General features: G+C 65.4%; 13 protein-coding genes. All 13 read right to left on the reverse strand.

Translation table 11 applies throughout. The features are described from left to right. Nucleotides 1-18 precede the first annotated feature (18 nt). A complete protein-coding gene (gene ftsZ / locus AC5RUM_RS12905) occupies nucleotides 19-1,254 on the reverse strand; it encodes a cell division protein FtsZ (protein WP_494035280.1) in 1,236 nt (411 codons plus the stop codon). Nucleotides 1,255-1,459: 205 nt separating this feature from the next. Next, the gene (locus AC5RUM_RS12910) at nucleotides 1,460-2,125 is read right to left on the reverse strand and encodes a cell division protein FtsQ/DivIB (RefSeq protein ID WP_494035281.1); all 666 of its coding nucleotides are present in this window, start codon (nucleotides 2,123-2,125) and stop codon (nucleotides 1,460-1,462) included. Between the two features lie 487 nt (nucleotides 2,126-2,612). Then, entirely contained in the window at nucleotides 2,613-3,992 is a 1,380-nt protein-coding gene (gene murC, locus AC5RUM_RS12915) for a UDP-N-acetylmuramate--L-alanine ligase (RefSeq protein ID WP_494035282.1), read from the reverse strand. After that, a complete protein-coding gene (gene murG / locus AC5RUM_RS12920) occupies nucleotides 3,989-5,089 on the reverse strand; it encodes an undecaprenyldiphospho-muramoylpentapeptide beta-N-acetylglucosaminyltransferase (RefSeq protein ID WP_494035283.1) in 1,101 nt (366 codons plus the stop codon). Before murG ends, murC begins: the two co-directional genes overlap by 4 nt. Before the next feature lie 11 nt (nucleotides 5,090-5,100). Further along, nucleotides 5,101-6,501 carry a putative lipid II flippase FtsW gene (gene ftsW, locus AC5RUM_RS12925; protein WP_494035284.1) on the reverse strand — a complete coding sequence of 467 codons (1,401 nt, stop codon included), beginning with the start codon at nucleotides 6,499-6,501 and terminating at the stop codon, nucleotides 5,101-5,103. A gap of 2 nt (nucleotides 6,502-6,503) precedes the next feature. Next, nucleotides 6,504-8,090, reverse strand: a complete 1,587-nt coding sequence (murD, locus tag AC5RUM_RS12930) for a UDP-N-acetylmuramoyl-L-alanine--D-glutamate ligase (RefSeq protein ID WP_494035285.1) — start codon at nucleotides 8,088-8,090, stop codon at nucleotides 6,504-6,506. Next, the gene (gene mraY / locus AC5RUM_RS12935; RefSeq protein WP_494035286.1) at nucleotides 8,072-9,181 is read right to left on the reverse strand and encodes a phospho-N-acetylmuramoyl-pentapeptide-transferase; all 1,110 of its coding nucleotides are present in this window, start codon (nucleotides 9,179-9,181) and stop codon (nucleotides 8,072-8,074) included. The genes murD and mraY overlap by 19 nt, the downstream gene beginning before the upstream one ends. Further along, nucleotides 9,178-10,647 carry a UDP-N-acetylmuramoyl-tripeptide--D-alanyl-D-alanine ligase gene (locus tag AC5RUM_RS12940; protein ID WP_494035287.1) on the reverse strand — a complete coding sequence of 490 codons (1,470 nt, stop codon included), beginning with the start codon at nucleotides 10,645-10,647 and terminating at the stop codon, nucleotides 9,178-9,180. The genes mraY and AC5RUM_RS12940 overlap by 4 nt, the downstream gene beginning before the upstream one ends. A gap of 6 nt (nucleotides 10,648-10,653) precedes the next feature. After that, nucleotides 10,654-12,333 carry a UDP-N-acetylmuramoyl-L-alanyl-D-glutamate--2,6-diaminopimelate ligase gene (locus tag AC5RUM_RS12945; protein ID WP_494035288.1) on the reverse strand — a complete coding sequence of 560 codons (1,680 nt, stop codon included), beginning with the start codon at nucleotides 12,331-12,333 and terminating at the stop codon, nucleotides 10,654-10,656. Between the two features lie 85 nt (nucleotides 12,334-12,418). Beyond that, complete coding sequence (locus AC5RUM_RS12950) at nucleotides 12,419-14,221, reverse strand: peptidoglycan D,D-transpeptidase FtsI family protein (RefSeq protein WP_494035289.1); 1,803 nt, start codon at nucleotides 14,219-14,221, stop codon at nucleotides 12,419-12,421. Nucleotides 14,222-14,268: 47 nt separating this feature from the next. After that, a complete protein-coding gene (gene ftsL / locus AC5RUM_RS12955) occupies nucleotides 14,269-14,925 on the reverse strand; it encodes a cell division protein FtsL (protein WP_494035290.1) in 657 nt (218 codons plus the stop codon). Then, nucleotides 14,922-15,920 (reverse strand): 16S rRNA (cytosine(1402)-N(4))-methyltransferase RsmH, encoded by a 999-nt coding sequence (rsmH, locus tag AC5RUM_RS12960; protein ID WP_494035291.1) that lies wholly within the window; start codon nucleotides 15,918-15,920, stop codon nucleotides 14,922-14,924. Before rsmH ends, ftsL begins: the two co-directional genes overlap by 4 nt. 167 nt (nucleotides 15,921-16,087) lie before the next feature. Continuing rightward, complete coding sequence (mraZ, locus tag AC5RUM_RS12965) at nucleotides 16,088-16,516, reverse strand: division/cell wall cluster transcriptional repressor MraZ (RefSeq protein WP_078028973.1); 429 nt, start codon at nucleotides 16,514-16,516, stop codon at nucleotides 16,088-16,090. Between the last annotated feature and the right edge of the window lie 329 nt (nucleotides 16,517-16,845).

Here is a 16,845-nt window from a genome sequence, read left to right on the forward strand (position 1 = left end):
CTGCTGCAGGAAGGACGCCTACTTCAGGAAGTCCGGAACGTCCAGGTCATCGGAGCGGCCGCCGGAGAGGTCCGGCTCTACGACCGACGGGAGGTCGACGTCGAACCCCGAGTCTGCGGGGACCGCTGACTGGCGCTGCTGGCCCCAGCTGCCCAGTCCGGCGGCCCCGACTCCGGCGTGCACCGGCTGGACGTGGACCTGCGGCTGGCTGTTCGACGGCGCCGGGCTCGACGGCGCAGACGCCGGAACCGCCGGACGCTGCGCGGCGGCCTGCGGCTGCGACTGGTCCATGGACGGAGATGTGGCCTTGACGTCGTCGAAGCCGGCAGCGATCACCGTTACGCGGGCCTCATCCCCGAGGGCGTCGTCGATCACGGCACCGAAGATGATGTTGGCTTCGGGGTGTGCCACTTCCTGGACCAGGCGGGCGGCCTCGTTGATCTCGAACAGGCCAAGGTCGGATCCGCCCTGGATCGAGAGCAGCACGCCGTGCGCACCGTCGATGGAAGCCTCAAGCAGCGGCGATGCGATGGCGAGTTCGGCCGCTTTGACCGCCCTGTCCTCACCGCGGGCGGACCCGATGCCCATGAGGGCCGATCCGGCGCCCTGCATGACGGACTTGACGTCGGCGAAGTCGAGGTTGATCAGGCCGGGGGTGGTAATCAGGTCCGTGATGCCCTGGACACCGGACAGCAGGACCTGGTCGGCGGAACGGAACGCGTCCAGGACCGAGACGTTGCGGTCGCTGATGGACAGCAGGCGGTCGTTGGGGATCACGATCAGCGTGTCCACTTCGTCCCGAAGGGCGTCGATTCCGGCCTCCGCGGAGCCTGCACGGCGGCGTCCCTCGAACGTAAACGGACGTGTCACCACACCAATGGTCAGGGCCCCGAGGGAACGCGCAATGCGTGCCACCACCGGCGCTCCGCCAGTGCCCGTGCCACCGCCCTCCCCGGCAGTAACGAAGACCATGTCTGCCCCGCGGAGCACTTCCTCGATCTCGTCAGCATGGTCCTCGGCAGCCTGCTTGCCGACCTCCGGATTGGCTCCGGCACCAAGCCCGCGTGTCAGTTCGCGTCCGACGTCAAGCTTGACGTCGGCATCGCTCATCAGCAGCGCCTGGGCATCGGTGTTGATCGCGATGAATTCGACACCGCGGAGACCCACCTCGATCATGCGGTTGACTGCGTTCACGCCACCGCCGCCGATGCCGACGACCTTGATGACGGCCAAGTAATTCTGCGGAGCTGCCACGTTACGTGTCCCTTGTTCGTGTCCTGTTGCGAAATCTGATGGAGTCGAGCTTGAAGCGCTGAACCTTAACCTTCGAGTTGAAGGTTATAGTTATGTCAAGTAACTCATGTCTGTGACGCTATTTCCTATGCTTCGTACATTCAATAACCGAGCCCGCGTGTCGGACTAATCACGGCGAAATACGGCGTGTCAGCCTGTCACGGAATCAGCGCGTCACGGGGTGCCGGGGCACACTGACGTCGTAGACCTTCACGGGGTTGGCCGGGTCCGCGGGAACCTTCAGCAGCGCCTCCAGCACCCGTGCCTTCAACTCCCGCTCCCCCTCGTTGCCCCAGATGATCGTCTGGCCGTCCACCAGCTTCAGTTCAACCGCATCCACCGATTTAGCTGAAGCGTTGGAGAGCTTGGCCAGAACGCTGGCCGGCAGGGCGCCCAGCACGGCTGTGGTGGCTTGGAAGAGGTCTTTGCCGATCGCACCGGCGCCGCCGTCGATGACCGGCAGCTTCACGTTTGCGGGATCTGCCGTGGCGGTCAGGCGCACCCCCTCCACGTCCACCAGCATGTACTCGGCCCCGCGCTTGACGAGTGCCACCGGAACACGCTCGTAGACCTGGACCACCAGCTCGGAGGGCGGACGGGCCTGGGTGGTCACCGACTTGATCTGGACGAGGGGCTTGAGCAGCCTTTCGACCTCCCCGTCGTTCACCTGTGGCAGCGGCGTGCCTTCAAGCGGCTTGAGGGCGGCCTGGACCTGCGCAGGCTTAAGCAGCTTGGTACCGCTCACCGTCACCGTTTTGACGGCCAGCACAGGCGAGTAGACGGCGGCCAGGATCAAGCCGGCCACAAGTGCGGCCACAACGCATGCCGCCATAATGGCATTGCGCCTGAGCCGCCTGCCTTTGGGCTCTGGAAAGGCGAGGACGTTGTCCTGGTCTGCGCTGTTCTGGCCTGCCCCGTCCTGGCTGGCACTCCGTCCTGTACTGGCGCTGCGGGGCGATGCCTTCTGTTCCGCGCCTTTGCGCCACGGGCGCTGAGCGGTAGCCAGAACGGCCTGGATCCGGCTCTGCTGCTCCGCTGCGTTATTCGGCGTCCGGTCCTGCCCGGTTGCTTTCCCGGGCTCCGGGGCGCCTTTCCGGGACCCCTTGCCGGGTTTCCCGGGCTGCGGAGCGGGTTTCCTAGGCTCCGGGGCGGGGGCTGGTGCGCTCTTGGAGGCGGTGATCACTCGCGGCTGCGCGTCCTTATGGGTGTCCGGCGTCTTGGCCCGGTCTGCGGACCCGGCTGGCTTTCCGGACCCGGCTGGCTTTCCTGACCCGGCTGGCTTTCCGGACCCTACGGGCCGGTAGGTGGGGCGGCGGGTACTAGCCACCGAGCGACTCCACGATGAGGGGGCCGTATGCGGTCACGTCTCCGGCGCCGGCCGTCAGGATGATGTCGCCAGGCTGCGCCACAGCGGACATGGCATCCACGGCTGCCTGCCCTCCTGCGACCAAGCGGCCGCCCTCCCCCAGGTGCCGGGTGATGAGCGCGCTCGTCACTCCGGCGATGGGGTCCTCCCTCGCCGGATAGATGTCCAGCACCAGGGCCGTGTCAGCCGCGTTGAGTGCCTCGGCAAATTCCTCGGCAAATTCACGGGTCCGGGAAAAAAGGTGGGGCTGGAACAGGACATGGACCTTGTGGTCCCCTGCCACCGAGCGTGCGGCGGCGAGGGCTGCCCGCACCTCGGTGGGGTGGTGGGCGTAGTCGTCGTACACCCGCACTCCCCTGCCCTCACCCTTGAACTCAAACCGCCGCGATGCGCCTGAGAAACCTGCCAGCGCCGACGCCGCAGATTCCGGCTCCACGCCAAGCTCCAGAGCAACCGCCATTGCGGCAGCGGCGTTGAGCGCATTGTGCCGGCCGGGAACCTGCAGCGACAACGGAAACTTTCCCGCCGCCGTCGTGACCGCCACGTTGCCGGGGCCGCCGTCGGACAGCCGGATGTCAGCCTCATCGGAGGTGCCGTACAACACAACACGGGTGTTGCCGCGCTCCGTGGTGCGCCGGGCCAGAGCCAGCGCTCCGGCGTCGTCCGCGCAGGCGACCAGCACGCCGTCCGCCGGCAGCAGCGCAGTGAACAGATCGAAGGACTCGTACACCGCCTCGGCAGTGCCATAGTGGTCCAGGTGGTCCGGCTCGACGTTCGTGACAACGGCGATCTGCGGGCGGTAGTTCAGGAAGGACCCGTCGGACTCGTCGGCTTCGGCCACGAACACCTTGGACGAGCCGTTCGCCGCGTTGACACCGAGCGCCGGAACGTTGGCCCCGATGGCGAATGACGGGTCCAGGCCCGCGCCCTGGAGCAGCACGGCAATCATCGACGTGGTGGTCGACTTGCCGTGTGTGCCGGCCACGGTGACCACGAGGTCGTCACCCATGGTGGCCGCCAGCGCCTCTGATCGGTGCAGTACCGGCAGGCCCGCGGCCTTGGCCGCTGCGAGTTCGGGGTTGTCAGCCCGGATTGCGGAGCCCGCCACCACTGTCTGGGCGTCCTTGAGGTTCGCCTCGTCGTACCCCACCGCCACTGTGGCTCCGGCTGCGGCGAGGTCTGCCATGACCGGCAGGTCCTTGGCATCCGAACCGCTGACAGGCACGCCCCGGGCGACCATGATCCGGGCGACGGCGGACATGCCGACACCGCCGATGCCGATGAAGTGCACGCGGCCAAGCGCGTCCTGGCGAAGTGTGCCGTTGCTGGTCATGTGGATACCGCTTCCAGTACGAGACCGGCCATGAGCCGGTCGGCATCCCTGATGCCAAGGTTTTCTGAGTTCGCTGCCATGGCTTCGAGCCGGGACCGGTCGGTCAGGAGCGGAATGAGCCGCGATCTGACCCACTCCGGAGTAAACTCGCGGTCCGCCACCAGCAATGCGCCGCCGGCCCGCACCAGCCCGTCGGCATTGAGGGCTTGCTCGCCGTTGCCGATGGGCAGCGGCACGAAGACTGCAGGAACGCCGACGGCGGCGGCCTCACTGACCGTGGCCGCACCGGCACGGGCAAGCAGAAGGTCCGCGGCGGCGTACACCGATTCCATGCCGTCGACATATTCGAGCTGCCGGTAGCCTTCGCCCTGCAGGACGTTCCCGTCGCTGTCCTCCACCGTTTTGCCCCGCCCCGTGATGTGGAGGGTCTGGATTCCGGCTTCTGCCAGCGCATCGAGGGACGCCGCCACCGTTCGGTTGATGCTCTGGGCGCCGGAGGATCCGCCCGTCACGATAAGTACCGGCTTTTCGGGCCGGAGCCCCAGCGCCGTGAGGGCACTTTCCCGGGCCGTGGATCTGACCATGGCAGAGATTTCCCGGCGCATGGGCATGCCTACATGGCGGGCGTGCCGCAGTGGGGTGCCGGCGAATGCCACCGCAACGTGCCTGCTGAAGAGGGCACCAACCCTGTTCGCGAGGCCGGGACGGGCATTGGCTTCGTGGATGACGATGGGGATTTTCCGCCGCCAGGCCGCCAGGTACATGGGTGTGCACACGTAGCCGCCCACTCCCACCAGCACGTCGGCCCCGGCGTCGTCCAGGATGCGCCCGGCCTGCTTTACAGCGCCCGCCAGCCGGCGAGGCAGCCGAAGCAGATCCGCGGAGGGCCGCCGCGGGAACGGGACGCGGTCAATGGTGGCCAGCTCGAGCCCGGCGGCCGGAACCAGCCTCGTCTCCATGCCGGTGGACGTTCCGACCGCGAGGAGCCTCGCATCGGGGCGGGTCTCGCGGATGGCGGAGGCAATGGCCAGCAGCGGATTGATATGGCCCGCCGTTCCACCGCCGGCGAGGACCACGGACAATGAGTCGGTTTTCATCAAGGTGCTGTTTACGCTTTCGTACGGGATTTCTTGCGGCCGGGCTTCCAGGGCGAAGGCAGCAGTTTCCGGGGCCGGAGGTTGGGTGCCATCTGGACCCGGGCCAAGGACAACACTACGCCGATTGCGCAGAGTGACATGAGCAAGGCGGACCCGCCATAGGAAATGAAGGGCAACGGGACGCCGATGACCGGGACCAGCCCCGTGACCACGGCCATGTTGACCGTGGCCTGGCCCAGAAGCCACACCATGATGGTGCCGGCAAGGACCCGGTGGAACAGGTCCTCCTGGGCAACGACCACTCTGTAGATTGCCGCACCAAGGATGGCAAACAGGAGCAGTACGACGACGGTGCCCACCAGCCCGAGTTCCTCGCCGATGATGGCGAAAATGAAGTCATTGTGGGCTTCCGGTATCCAGCTGTATTTTTGCCGGCTCTGACCAAGCCCGACGCCGAACCAGCCGCCGGAAGCCAACCCGTAGAGGCCGTTAGTTGACTGGTAATTGGCGTCGGTGCCGTCCCCGCAGCTCTGCCCCGTCCACCACGAGGTGATGCGGCACATGCGGTTGGAACTCGTCATGGCCATGACTGCCGTGGCGATGACGCCACCTACGGCAGCGAAGCCAAAGAGGTAGAGGCGTACACCGGCGAAAAACAGCGCGGCGGCCATGACCATCATGATGATCATGCCGGTGCCCAGGTCGTTTCCTGCGAGGACGAGCCCGATAATACCGAGAGCCACCGGCACGACAGGAATGACTGCGTGTTGCCAGCGGTGAATCAGCTTCGACTTCTTCGCGAGGACCGTGGCCATCCAGAGGGCCAGGGCGAGCTTGGCAGCCTCCGACGGCTGAAGCGTGAAGAACCCGCCGACTTCGATCCAGTTCTTGTTGCCGTTCACGCTCGTGCCGATCACCAGCACCAGCCCCAGCAGGGCATAGGCGACGATGATGCCCGCCCACGCAAGCCGCTTCAGCCAGACCACATTGATCCGCGACAGCATGAACATCAGGAAGACGCCGATGCCGGCGAAAAGCCCCTGCTTGAGGGCGGCCGAGTACGGCGACTCCCCCGCCGCAATGGCCTCCACGCTGGACGCGGAGAGCACCATCATGATGCCGATGGCCGTCAGGGCAAGGGTGGTTCCGAGAATGAGGTAGTACGTGGAGCCGTTGCGGGATTTGCCGCTTCCTTCCAAGGCAGACCAGAAGCGCCGGTATCCCCGCCGCAGTTTGGCCGGCAACGGCGTTCGCGGCGCAGAGCTGCCGCCGGAGGAGGGGCTGCCGGAGGGCGCTTTACCGGACGGCGCGTTACGGGAGGATGAGTTACGGGGGCGCCCAGAGGCAGCCCCGCGGATGGTCTCCGCCGTCCGCGGCCGTGCCGCCGCGGGACGTGTGGGCGTGCTGACCATTCTTACTCCTTGCCGGTCTGAGCCTGCCCTTCCACGAGCTCGCGGACTGCTTCGATGAAGGCGTCGCCACGGTGAGCGTAGGAAGAGAACTGATCCATGGACGCAGCCGCCGGGGCCATGAGCACAGTGTCACCGGAGGTGGCGACCTGTGCCGCTGAAGCGACGGCCTGTGCCATTACAGCCTCGCCGGACTCGGATGGGGACGACGCGGCGTCGTGACCGGTTCCGGCAGACTGCACATTTTCAGTGTCGCCCGTGGCCGGCCGGATGACCGGTACATCCGAAGCGTGTCGCCGCAACGACTCTTCCAGGGACGCAGTGTCCTTGCCGATGAGTACCACAGCCTTGAGCCGGGCTGCGTGCGCGCTGACGATTTCGTCATAGCTGACGCCCTTGGAGAGGCCTCCGGCGATCCAGACGACAGACTCGAAAGCGGAGAGCGACGCGGCAGCGGCGTGCGGATTGGTGGCCTTCGAGTCGTTGATCCAGAGCACGCCGTTCTGCTTGGCCACGGGCTGGATGCGGTGGCTTCCAGGGATGTAGGCCCTCAACCCGAGGCGCACGTCTTCCGGGCTGAGCCCGTATGCCCTCACCAGCGCGGCGGCGGCCAGGGCATTGGCAACCATGTGGCGCGGGGCCACAGGGCCAAGATCAGCCATGGATGCGAGTTCCGCGGCGCTGTCCTTCCGTTCCGCGATAAAGGCGCGGTCCACCAGCAGGCCCTCGACGACGCCCAGCATGCTGATGGCGGGGGTCACAGTGGTGAACCCGATGGCCCGGCAGCCCTCTACGACGTCGGCATCCTCCACCATGCGCTCGGTTTCGATCTGCTCGGCGTTGTAGATGCAGGCCTTCTGCGTGTGTTCGTAGATCTTGGCCTTGTCAGCCAGGTAGTCCGTGTACGATCCGTGCCAGTCCACGTGGTCCTCGGCGACGTTGAGGCAGACGCTCGCCACAGCGGAAACGGACTCGCACCAGTGCAGCTGGAAGCTGGACAGCTCCACCGCGAACACGTCGTACTCGACGGGATCCCGGAGGGCGTCCAGAATAGGCGTGCCCACGTTGCCCACGGCAATGGCTTTCAGCCCGGCCGCCTTCAGCATGGACTCGGTCAGGCCGACCGTCGTCGTCTTTCCGTTGGTTCCGGTGATGGTCAGCCAGTCCGCCGTCTTGCGGCCTTCCCGGACGCGCAGCCGCCAGGCGAGCTCCACGTCGCCCCACACCGGGATATGGGCGCGTGAGGCGGCGGCGAGCAGTGCCTGGTCCGGCCGCCAGCCCGGCGATGTGACGATCAGGTCCGGCTTCATGCCGTCGATTTTCGGCACCGTTCTTACGGCGTCATCACCGAGCAGGACGTCTGCTGCGCCCACGATCCTCAGCGTGTCCGCTTTGGCCTCGGCCGTTTCCGACGTCGAGCCGTCCACCACCACTACACGGGCACCCAGTTCGATGAGGGTGTCCGCCGCGGCGAAGCCTGAAACGCCGATGCCGGTGACTACCACGCGCAGCCCTGCCCAGTCGGAGTCCCAGCTGACGAGGTCTTTCAGCCTGGCCGTTCCGGTTTCGATGCTCACAGCAGGACCACCCATTCTGCGTAGAAGATGCCTAGACCCGCAGCGACGAACAGGCCTCCCAGGATCCAGAAACGGACAACGACGGTGACTTCGGCCCAGCCCTTGAGTTCGAAGTGGTGCTGGAGCGGCGCCATCTTGAAGAAGCGCTTGCCCTTGGTGACCTTGAAATAGCCCACCTGGATTATGACCGACAGGGTGATGAGCACGAACAGTCCGCCAATGAAGGCCAGCAGCAGTTCGGTGCGTGACAGGATGGCGAAGCCGGCGATGGCGCCGCCGATTGCAAGCGACCCGGTGTCGCCCATGAAGATCTTGGCGGGTGACGTGTTCCACCACAGGAAGCCCACCAGCGCCGCGCTCATGATGGCGGCCAGGAGCGCAAGGTCAAGGGGGTCCCGCACGGAGTAGCAGCCGCTTCCGGCCTGGCGGGGCGAACCGCAGGCCTGGTTGCTCTGCCAGATGCCCATCAGCGTATAGGCGCCGAACACCATGACCGAGGCCCCTGCTGCGAGTCCGTCCAGGCCGTCAGTGAGATTGACGCCGTTGGTTGCTGCCGTGACGATCAGGTTTGACCAGACGACGAAGAGAATCGCACCGAGGACTGTGCCGCCGAAGGCCAGGTCCAGCCAGGGAATGTCGCGAACCAGGGAAATCTTGGTGGACGCCGGCGTAAGCCCGTCCGGGTCGGGGAAGTAGAGCGCCAGGACGGCGAAGATAATGCCCACCGCGCCCTGCAGGATCAGCTTGGCCTTGGCGTTCAGGCCAAGGCTGCGCTGCCGTGAAATCTTGATGAAGTCATCCAGGAAACCCACGAGGCCCATGCCCACCATCAGGAACAGCAGGAGCAGCGCCGAGGCCGATGGTCCGGCCGATCGAGGGTTCATCATCCACATGATGAGGTGCGTCAGTCCGTAGCTGATGAGGACAGCCGTGACCACCACGGTTCCGCCCATGGTGGGGGTGCCGCGCTTGGTGTGGTGCGACGTCGGTCCGTCGTCCCGGATGAACTGGCCATAGCTCTTTCGGACCAGTAGACGTATGAACAGCGGGGTGCCGACCAATGCCATCAACAGGGCAAGGCCAGCGCCGATCAATAGTGCAATCACAGCAGCTCGCTCCCTTCATTGGCACTTGCTCGGGATTGTCGGGGTAATGCTATCCGATCGCCCAGATGGCGCAGTCCAACCGAATTCGAGGACTTGAACAGCACCAGGTCGCCGGGTTCCAGCTGGGCTTCGAGCACGTCGTAGGCCTCGTCTGCGGTTTCGGCAAAGATGCATTCCTCGCCCCAAGAGCCTTCCTGGATGGCCGAGACGTACAGCGCACGCGCCTCCCGCCCCACCACCAGCAGGCGTGAGATGTTCAGGCGCACCACCTGGGTGCCAACGGCGGTGTGCTCCCGGATGGAGTCGTCGCCCAGTTCCAGCATGGCCCCGAGGACGGCCCAGGTGCGGCGCCCGCGGCCGAGGTCGGCCAGCGTCCGGAGCGCGGCACGCATCGACTCCGGATTCGCGTTGTACGCGTCGTTGATGATGGTGACGCCGTCCGCCCGCTCGGTACGTTCCATGCGCCAGCGGCTGGCGGCCGACTGGGAGCTGAGGGATGCGCCGATCCGTGCCGCAGGGACGCCGGCGGCGTGCGCTGCGGCCGCCGCGGCGAGCAGGTTGGCGACGTGGTGCTCACCGATGAGCCTGCTGCTTATGTGGACGGGCTCCTCCCCCGGCAGTCCGAGGTCGAATTCCGGATGGCCTTCGGCGTTGGTGTCGAGGTTCAAAGCCCTGGCAGCCGGGCCGTCTGAAGCGGCGCCCCGGGATGAAAAACCGAACACGGCGGCCTGCGTGCGGCCAGCCATGGCTGCCACCCGGGGGTCGTCCAGGTTCAGGACAGCCGTGCCCGCAGTCGGAAGCGCTTCGACGAGCTCCCCCTTGGCGGTCGCGATGTTCTCCACCCCGCCGAATTCGCCGGCATGGGCCGTGCCCACGCCCAGCACGACGCCGATTTCCGGGCGGACCATTTCGCTGAGATAGCTGATGTGCCCAATGCCGGTGGCGCCCATTTCGATGACGAGGAACCGGGTGTCGAAGCCGGCCTGGAAGACCGTCAGCGGCACACCTACTTCACCGTTGTAGGATCCCTGCGGGGCCACGGTGTTGGCCTCCGTTGACAGGATGCCGGCCAGGAGGTCCTTGGTGGTGGTCTTGCCCGCAGAGCCCGTGATGCCGATGACAGTCAGCTGTTCGCCTGCCGCCTCGCGGCGTGCCCTGATCCGCCGGACCGCTTCGGCTGCCAGTGCCCCCATGGCCAGCACAGCATCCTTGACGACAACAGCCGGGTAGGTCTTTCCGGCGGAATCGGTGACTTCGCGTTCGGCCAGTGCCAGCACGGCACCGCGGTCAAAGGCAGCTGCCATGAAGTCGTGCCCGTCCGCGTTTTCGCCCGGCTTTGCCACGTAGAGGGAGCCGCTGGTGGCCTCGCGGGAGTCGGTGACCACCGAGGTGGGAGTGAGCTCGGGATCGGCAACGAGCAGGCCGCTGGTGATTTCGGCGATTTCCGCCGCAGTAAATGCAATCATGTCGGTCTAGGACTCTATCCGCTCGTCTTCAAGAACGGTGAATCCCCGTGCCGTCAAGGCCTTCCGGAGTTCCACCCTGTCGTCGAGGGCAAGGTTCACGCCCTTGACCTCCTGCCACACTTCATGGCCGCGTCCGGCAACGAGGATGGTGTCTCTGGCCGATGCCAGTTCAACTGCTCTCCGGATCGCCTCGTCGCGGGGGAAAACTTCCAGGATTTGGCAGTCGAGCCGCTCGGACTCCTTGGCATCCGTGGCTCCGACCAGCACATCCGACCGGATAGCCGCCGCGTCCTCGTCATGCGGGTCGTCGTCGCTGACTATTACGACGTCGGCGAGCCGGGCCGCGATGGCGCCCATGGACGGACGCTTGCCTTGGTCCCGCTGGCCGGTGGCGCCAAAAACCACGATGACGCGCGACGCCGGGTCCGTGGAGCGGACCGCCTCCAGCGCCCGGGCCAGGGCGTCCGGGTTGTGCGCGAAATCGACGACCGCAGCGGGTTCGGCCGATACGAGCTGCATCCTGCCGGGCACGGCCACGGTGAAGGGGTCGTGGGCATCGAGTGCCGCCTGCACTTCCGCCGGATCGGCGCCCCCGGCCAGCACCATCGCCAGCGCAAGCGCGGCGTTGGACACGTTGAAGCTGCCGGGGAGACCGGTATGCACCCGGAGCTCCACGCCTGTGCTGCCCCGAAGGGTGAACTCAGTGCCGAGGCCGCGGGGCCGCAGCTCAGTGACGGTCCAGTCCGCGCCGGTGGAACCGGCTGCGGAACCGGACACTCCGTCTGCGGCGTCAATGGGCAGGGTTGACAGCGTGGTGACCGGCAGATCCGCTTCGGCGGCGAGACGGCGTCCCCATTCGTCGTCGACCGTTACGACGGCGGCGCGGGCGCGCTCCATGGTGAACAGTTCCGCCTTGGTGCGGAAGTAGTCCTCCATGGTGCCGTGCAGGTCCAGGTGGTCCTGGGTCAGATTGGTGAACCCGACGACGTCGAACACCACGCCGTCAACCCGGCGGAACGAGACCGCATGCGAGGACACTTCCATGGAGGCTGCATCAAGCCCCCGTTCGCGCATGAGGGCGAGCAGGGCGTGCACGTCGGTGGATTCCGGCGTCGTCAGGAGGCTCGGGATCGGATCCCCGCCGGCCACGATCTCGATGGTGCCGATCAGCCCCGTCCTTTTGCCGAGGGCCTGAAGCAGGGAATTGACGAAGTATGTGGTGGTGGTCTTGCCGTTGGTGCCGGTGACGCCGAAAAGCGCCGGCGACGGGCCGCCGTCCGGGGCCTGGCTGCGGTATATCAGCCCTGACAGGCGACCGACCACCGCCCGGGGCTCATCCACCACAAGCACCGGGACGGAAATATCAGGCGCCAGCGCCAGGAGCCGTGCGCCCGCGTCGTCGGTCAGCACAGCAGCGGCGCCGGACTCAATCGCCGTGGCAGCAAAGTCCGCGCCGTGGCGTGCGGAACCCGGCAGCGCCACATAAAGATCGCCGCGTTCCACCGTCCGGGAATTCAGGGAGATCCCGGTAACCTGGACGTCCGCCGCATCTCCTGGCACGGTGAGGCCAATCCACCGGCCGATGGCACCCAGCTCTATTGCGGCGACGGCCGAGGGCCGGAACCCGCCGGGGGAAGCCTGCCCGTTCGGGGCATCGGCAGTGCCGGGGGCGTTGTGCTCTGACAAAGTGGATCTCCGTGGGTACTAGTGGACCAACGGGCACGGCAGAACGAAGCCTTCACGTGCACCGCGGTCTTTGAAAGCGGGTTTACTACTTGGCGAACTGCGGCAGCTTGACCGGTTGCCCCTTGGACGGCGGAACGTTGTACGTTCGCAGTGCCTGGCTCATGACCGAACGGAACACGGGACCGTTGGTGATGCCGTAAATGGAACCTTTGGGCCGCTGCAGGACCACCTCAACAATAAACCGCGGATCGTCCATCGGCGCCATTCCCACCATCGAGGCCGTGTAGCCGCAGAAACCTGCCGTGCCATCATCACACGGCGATTGCGACGTTCCGGTCTTGGCACCGACGCGGTAACCATCGATGGCTGCTTCCTTGATCTGGCCCTCGGTGACGGCACTTTCGAGGATGTCCCGGACCTGCTTGGCCGTCTCCGGGGACACAACCTTCCGGGCTGGCTTCGCCGGGACTTTCTCCTCGGTTCCGTCAGGATTGATGTAGCTGTCAATGAGGCGCGGCTGGAGCATCATTCCGCCATTGGCAATGGACTGGTAGGCCCGCACAGTCTGGAGCGTTGACTGGGATACGCCCTGGCCGAAGAGCACTGTGTACTGCTGGCGGCCATCCCACTGGTCGGGGGGTGTCAGGATGCCCTTGGCCTCTGCAGGCAAGCCGATCTCGGGAGCCTCGCCTATGCCGAATTTCTTCAGCCAGTCATAACGCTGTTCCTTGGTCAGCCGCTGGCCAGCCATGACCGTTCCGGTGTTCATGGACCATCCAAGGATGCCGGCAAGGGTCCGTTTTTCGGTTCCGTGGGAGAAGGAATCATCGAACTGCTGGCCGTCCACCACGTAGGAAGGCGGGATGACGAAGGTGTCGAGTGGCTTGGCCTTGCCCTCTTCGATGACCGCGGCGGCGGTGATCATTTTCTCCACGGAGCCTGGCTCATAAGCTGCCGTGACTGCCCGGACGCCGCGGTCCTCAGCCGCCACCTTTCCGGGGTCGTTGGGATCCGGTGCATCGGTATCTGCCATGGCAATAATGTTGCCGGTCTTGACGTCGGAGACGATGATGGTGCCCCACTCCGCGCTTAGCTTGTCCGCCTGGCTTTGAATGGCCTGCTGCGCGAAATACTGCAGGTCGGAGTCGAGGGTGAGCTTGACGTCCTTGCCATCCTGCGCCGGTGTCAGCTGGTCCACGCCCACCGGGATGCGGAGGCCGTCGGCGCCGATCTCGAAGAGTCGCTTCCCGGGTGTTCCCCTGAGAATGGCGTCCTGAGTCTGCTCCAGGCCGGCCTGGCCCCTGTCCCCGTTCTCCAGGAACCCGACGATGCCACCGGCGACAGATCCGTTCGGGTAGACGCGTTTGCTGGTTCCTTCGGAGAAGATGCCCGGGATCTGCAGTTTGGACACCCGGTCTTCTACGTCCGGCTTCAGGTCCTTGGCCACGATGTAGTAGGTCTTCTTGCCTGTGACGGAGTTCCGGACGTCCTCGACGTCCATGCCCAGGACGGCGGCCAGTTCCGAGATCCCCTGGTCACGGGAAACCGTGACCAGTTCGTCCTCGCCGTTCACGGTCTCAAGCCGTTTGAAGGACTCCGTCTTGGTGTTGACCGCCTGGTCCACGGTGATGTTGTAGCGGATCACGCTGTTGGCCAGCACCGTCCCGTTGGCGTCCACGATGCTGCCCCGTTCCGCGGGCAGCACGGTGGGCCGCAGCCGGTTGCTCAAAGCAGCTTCGGCCATTCCGCCAACGTCCAGGCCCTGAACCAGGAAGAGCTTTCCGCCCACCACCAGCAGCAATGCCAGCATGATGCTGAGTCCCAGGCGCAACCGCTTGGTAGCGTTCGGGACTTTCTGCCTGCTTGCCTTGCCTTGCGCCACGATCATCCCTTACTGCTTGCCCTGCTGGCTGCCAGCCGCATCCGTTCTGCCAGTTACCGCCCCGGTGCCTTTTGTGCCGGAGCCGGGATGGTGCCTCCGTGGAGGACCGCTGCCGGGTTCTGGGCGGCGGGCGCCGCAGCCAGCGGCGCTGCAGCCACCGGCCCTGCCGCAGCCTCTTCCGCAACCGGTTTCCGGCTTTCCAGCGGATCAGCAGTAGCGGCCGGCGGAACGACGTTAAGCTGGCCGGGAACTGCCGGTGCGGCGATTACCGCTCCGGCAGAGTCACCCTTGACAGCAGGCTTGGCCTGGCCGCTGACAGTGAGCGTGGACAGATCTATCTGCCCCTTCCCTGTGGAAGCTACCATTCCCAATTCTGAGGCCTTGGCGGCCAGATTCTGCGGAGCTTCGAAGTTTTGGACCTGCTGTGTCAGATCCTGGTTCTGCTTGGTCAGCCTCGTCTGTTCGCTGCGCAGGCTCACCAATTGGTACTGCGCGGTGGAGACAGAGATGTTCAGCACAAGGACGGCGATCAGTGCCACCGCGAGCAGGCCAAAGCACAGAACCACGAAGGGAGCACGGCGTTTCTTGGGAACGGACCGCACGACCGACAGCGGTGTCCGCGCCTTGCGGGCTCCAGACAGCCCGGAGTCGACGTCTCCGGCACTGTGGCCTGACGCGAGGGTGTAGGTCTTGACAGCTGCGGTGCTCATGCGGCTCTCCTGGCTCTGATGCGTTCCACGGCGCGCAGCCGGGCGGATGCTGCGCGCGAATTCTCCGCGATCTCGACGGCGGTAGGCACCTCGGTGCCTTTGGTAAGGGTCTTGAGTTCGGGCTTGTGTTCTTCGAGCTCCACTGGGAATCCCAGCGGCGCCGATGACTTGGAACGCGCCTGGAAGACGCTTTTTACAATCTTGTCTTCCAGCGAGTGGTAGGACATGACGACTAACCGGCCGCCCAGCGCAAGGGCTTCCACCGCTGCGGGGACTGCCCGTTCGAGGACGTCGAGTTCCTCGTTGACCTCGATCCGCAGCGCCTGGAATGTCCGCTTGGCAGGGTGGCCTCCCGACTTGGCGGCGCCGGCAGGGACTACTGCCCGGATCTGCTCCACCAGTTCCCCGGTGGTGGCAAACGGCTTGTCCACGCGGGCCGTGACAATCCTGTTGGCGATGCGGCCGGCGAACTTCTCCTCGCCCCACTTCCGGATGATCCTAACGAGCTCCTCTTCGCTGTAGTTGTTAACGACATCGGCCGCGGTCTGCCCGCGGCTTGTGTCCATCCGCATATCCAGGGGCGCGTCAAACGAGTACGCAAAGCCACGCTCCCGCTCATCGAGCTGCAACGAAGAGACGCCGAGATCCATCAGCACGCCGTGGACCTCAGAAATGCCGAGGTCCTCGAGGACTTCGGCGATCTCGTCGTAGACGGCATGGACGAGGTCGGTGCGGCCGGCGAACGGCTTCAGCCTCTCGCCGGCGAGGGCAAGTGCCTCTTCGTCGCGGTCGATGCCCACAAGATGCAGATCAGGGAAGCGCTGCAACATCGCTTCCGAATGTCCGCCCATCCCCAGCGTGGCGTCGATAACCACCGGAGTTTCTCCGCGCAGGCGTCCTGCTTCGAATCCCGGGGCCAACAAGTTAATGCACCGGTCTTTCAGGACCGGCACATGGCGTTCGGACGTAGGCCTGACGGGGTCGTGTTCGTTCATGCCATCGTCCTTCCTGCTTGCCTCGGTGTGTTCGCTTCTTAAGTCAGATCCCCATCCGCGCCTATCCCCGTGGCCGCCTGGCTCCGGGGAAGTGAGCCAGGAGGACGGTTGGATGGGCGGCTGGAGATCTCATTCAAGAAACAGATTCGGATGCTTTGCGCTGGTACTCAGAGAATGCCGGCGATGGGGTTGTCAGTTTCGGAGAAGGAGGTTTCCTTCTCCGCCAGGTACACATTCCAAGCCTGGGCATCCCAGATCTCAGCGCGGGTACCGGCGCCAATGACGGCCAGCTCCCTGCCGAGGCCTGCATACTCCCGAAGGGCAGGAGGGATAGTCACCCGCCCTTGCTTGTCAGGCACCTCGTCCGAGGCTCCGGAGAGAAAGACACGAATGTAGTCACGAGCCTGTTTGTTGGAGATGGGAGCCTCCCGGATCTGCTCGTGAACCCTCGCGAATTCCTGCTCACTGAAGACGTAGATGCAGCGCTCCTGGCCTCGCGTGAGAACAAGTCCGCCGGCAAGCTCCTCACGGAACTTGGCGGGGAGAATGATCCGTCCCTTTTCGTCCAGCCGCGGCGAGTGTGTCCCCAGGAACACGTCCCCACCGCCCCTCTGCCGTCTGAAGCCGAACAACCCCCCGCGCTGCCACTACCCTCTTACACCCTCCACTTTACTCCACTTCTCACCACAGTCAACGCGGCGCGGGAAATAATCCGGCAATTGGAGAATCAATTTCCCTTGGAATTCCGCGGCTTATCAAAGGGGGTGGAAAGTGGAGGGAAAAATGCGCCTAGAAATGGCCGCTCACGCTGACACCCGGAAAAGGACGGTTAAACGCCGATGGCCCGCCGGAGCGGGCCATCGTTTGGACGTGAGGTGGTGGCAAGTGGAGGTGGTGCCAGGTGGAGGTGGTGGGAAGTGGAGGC

The sequence above is a fragment of the Arthrobacter sp. B2060 genome (assembly GCF_059090445.1).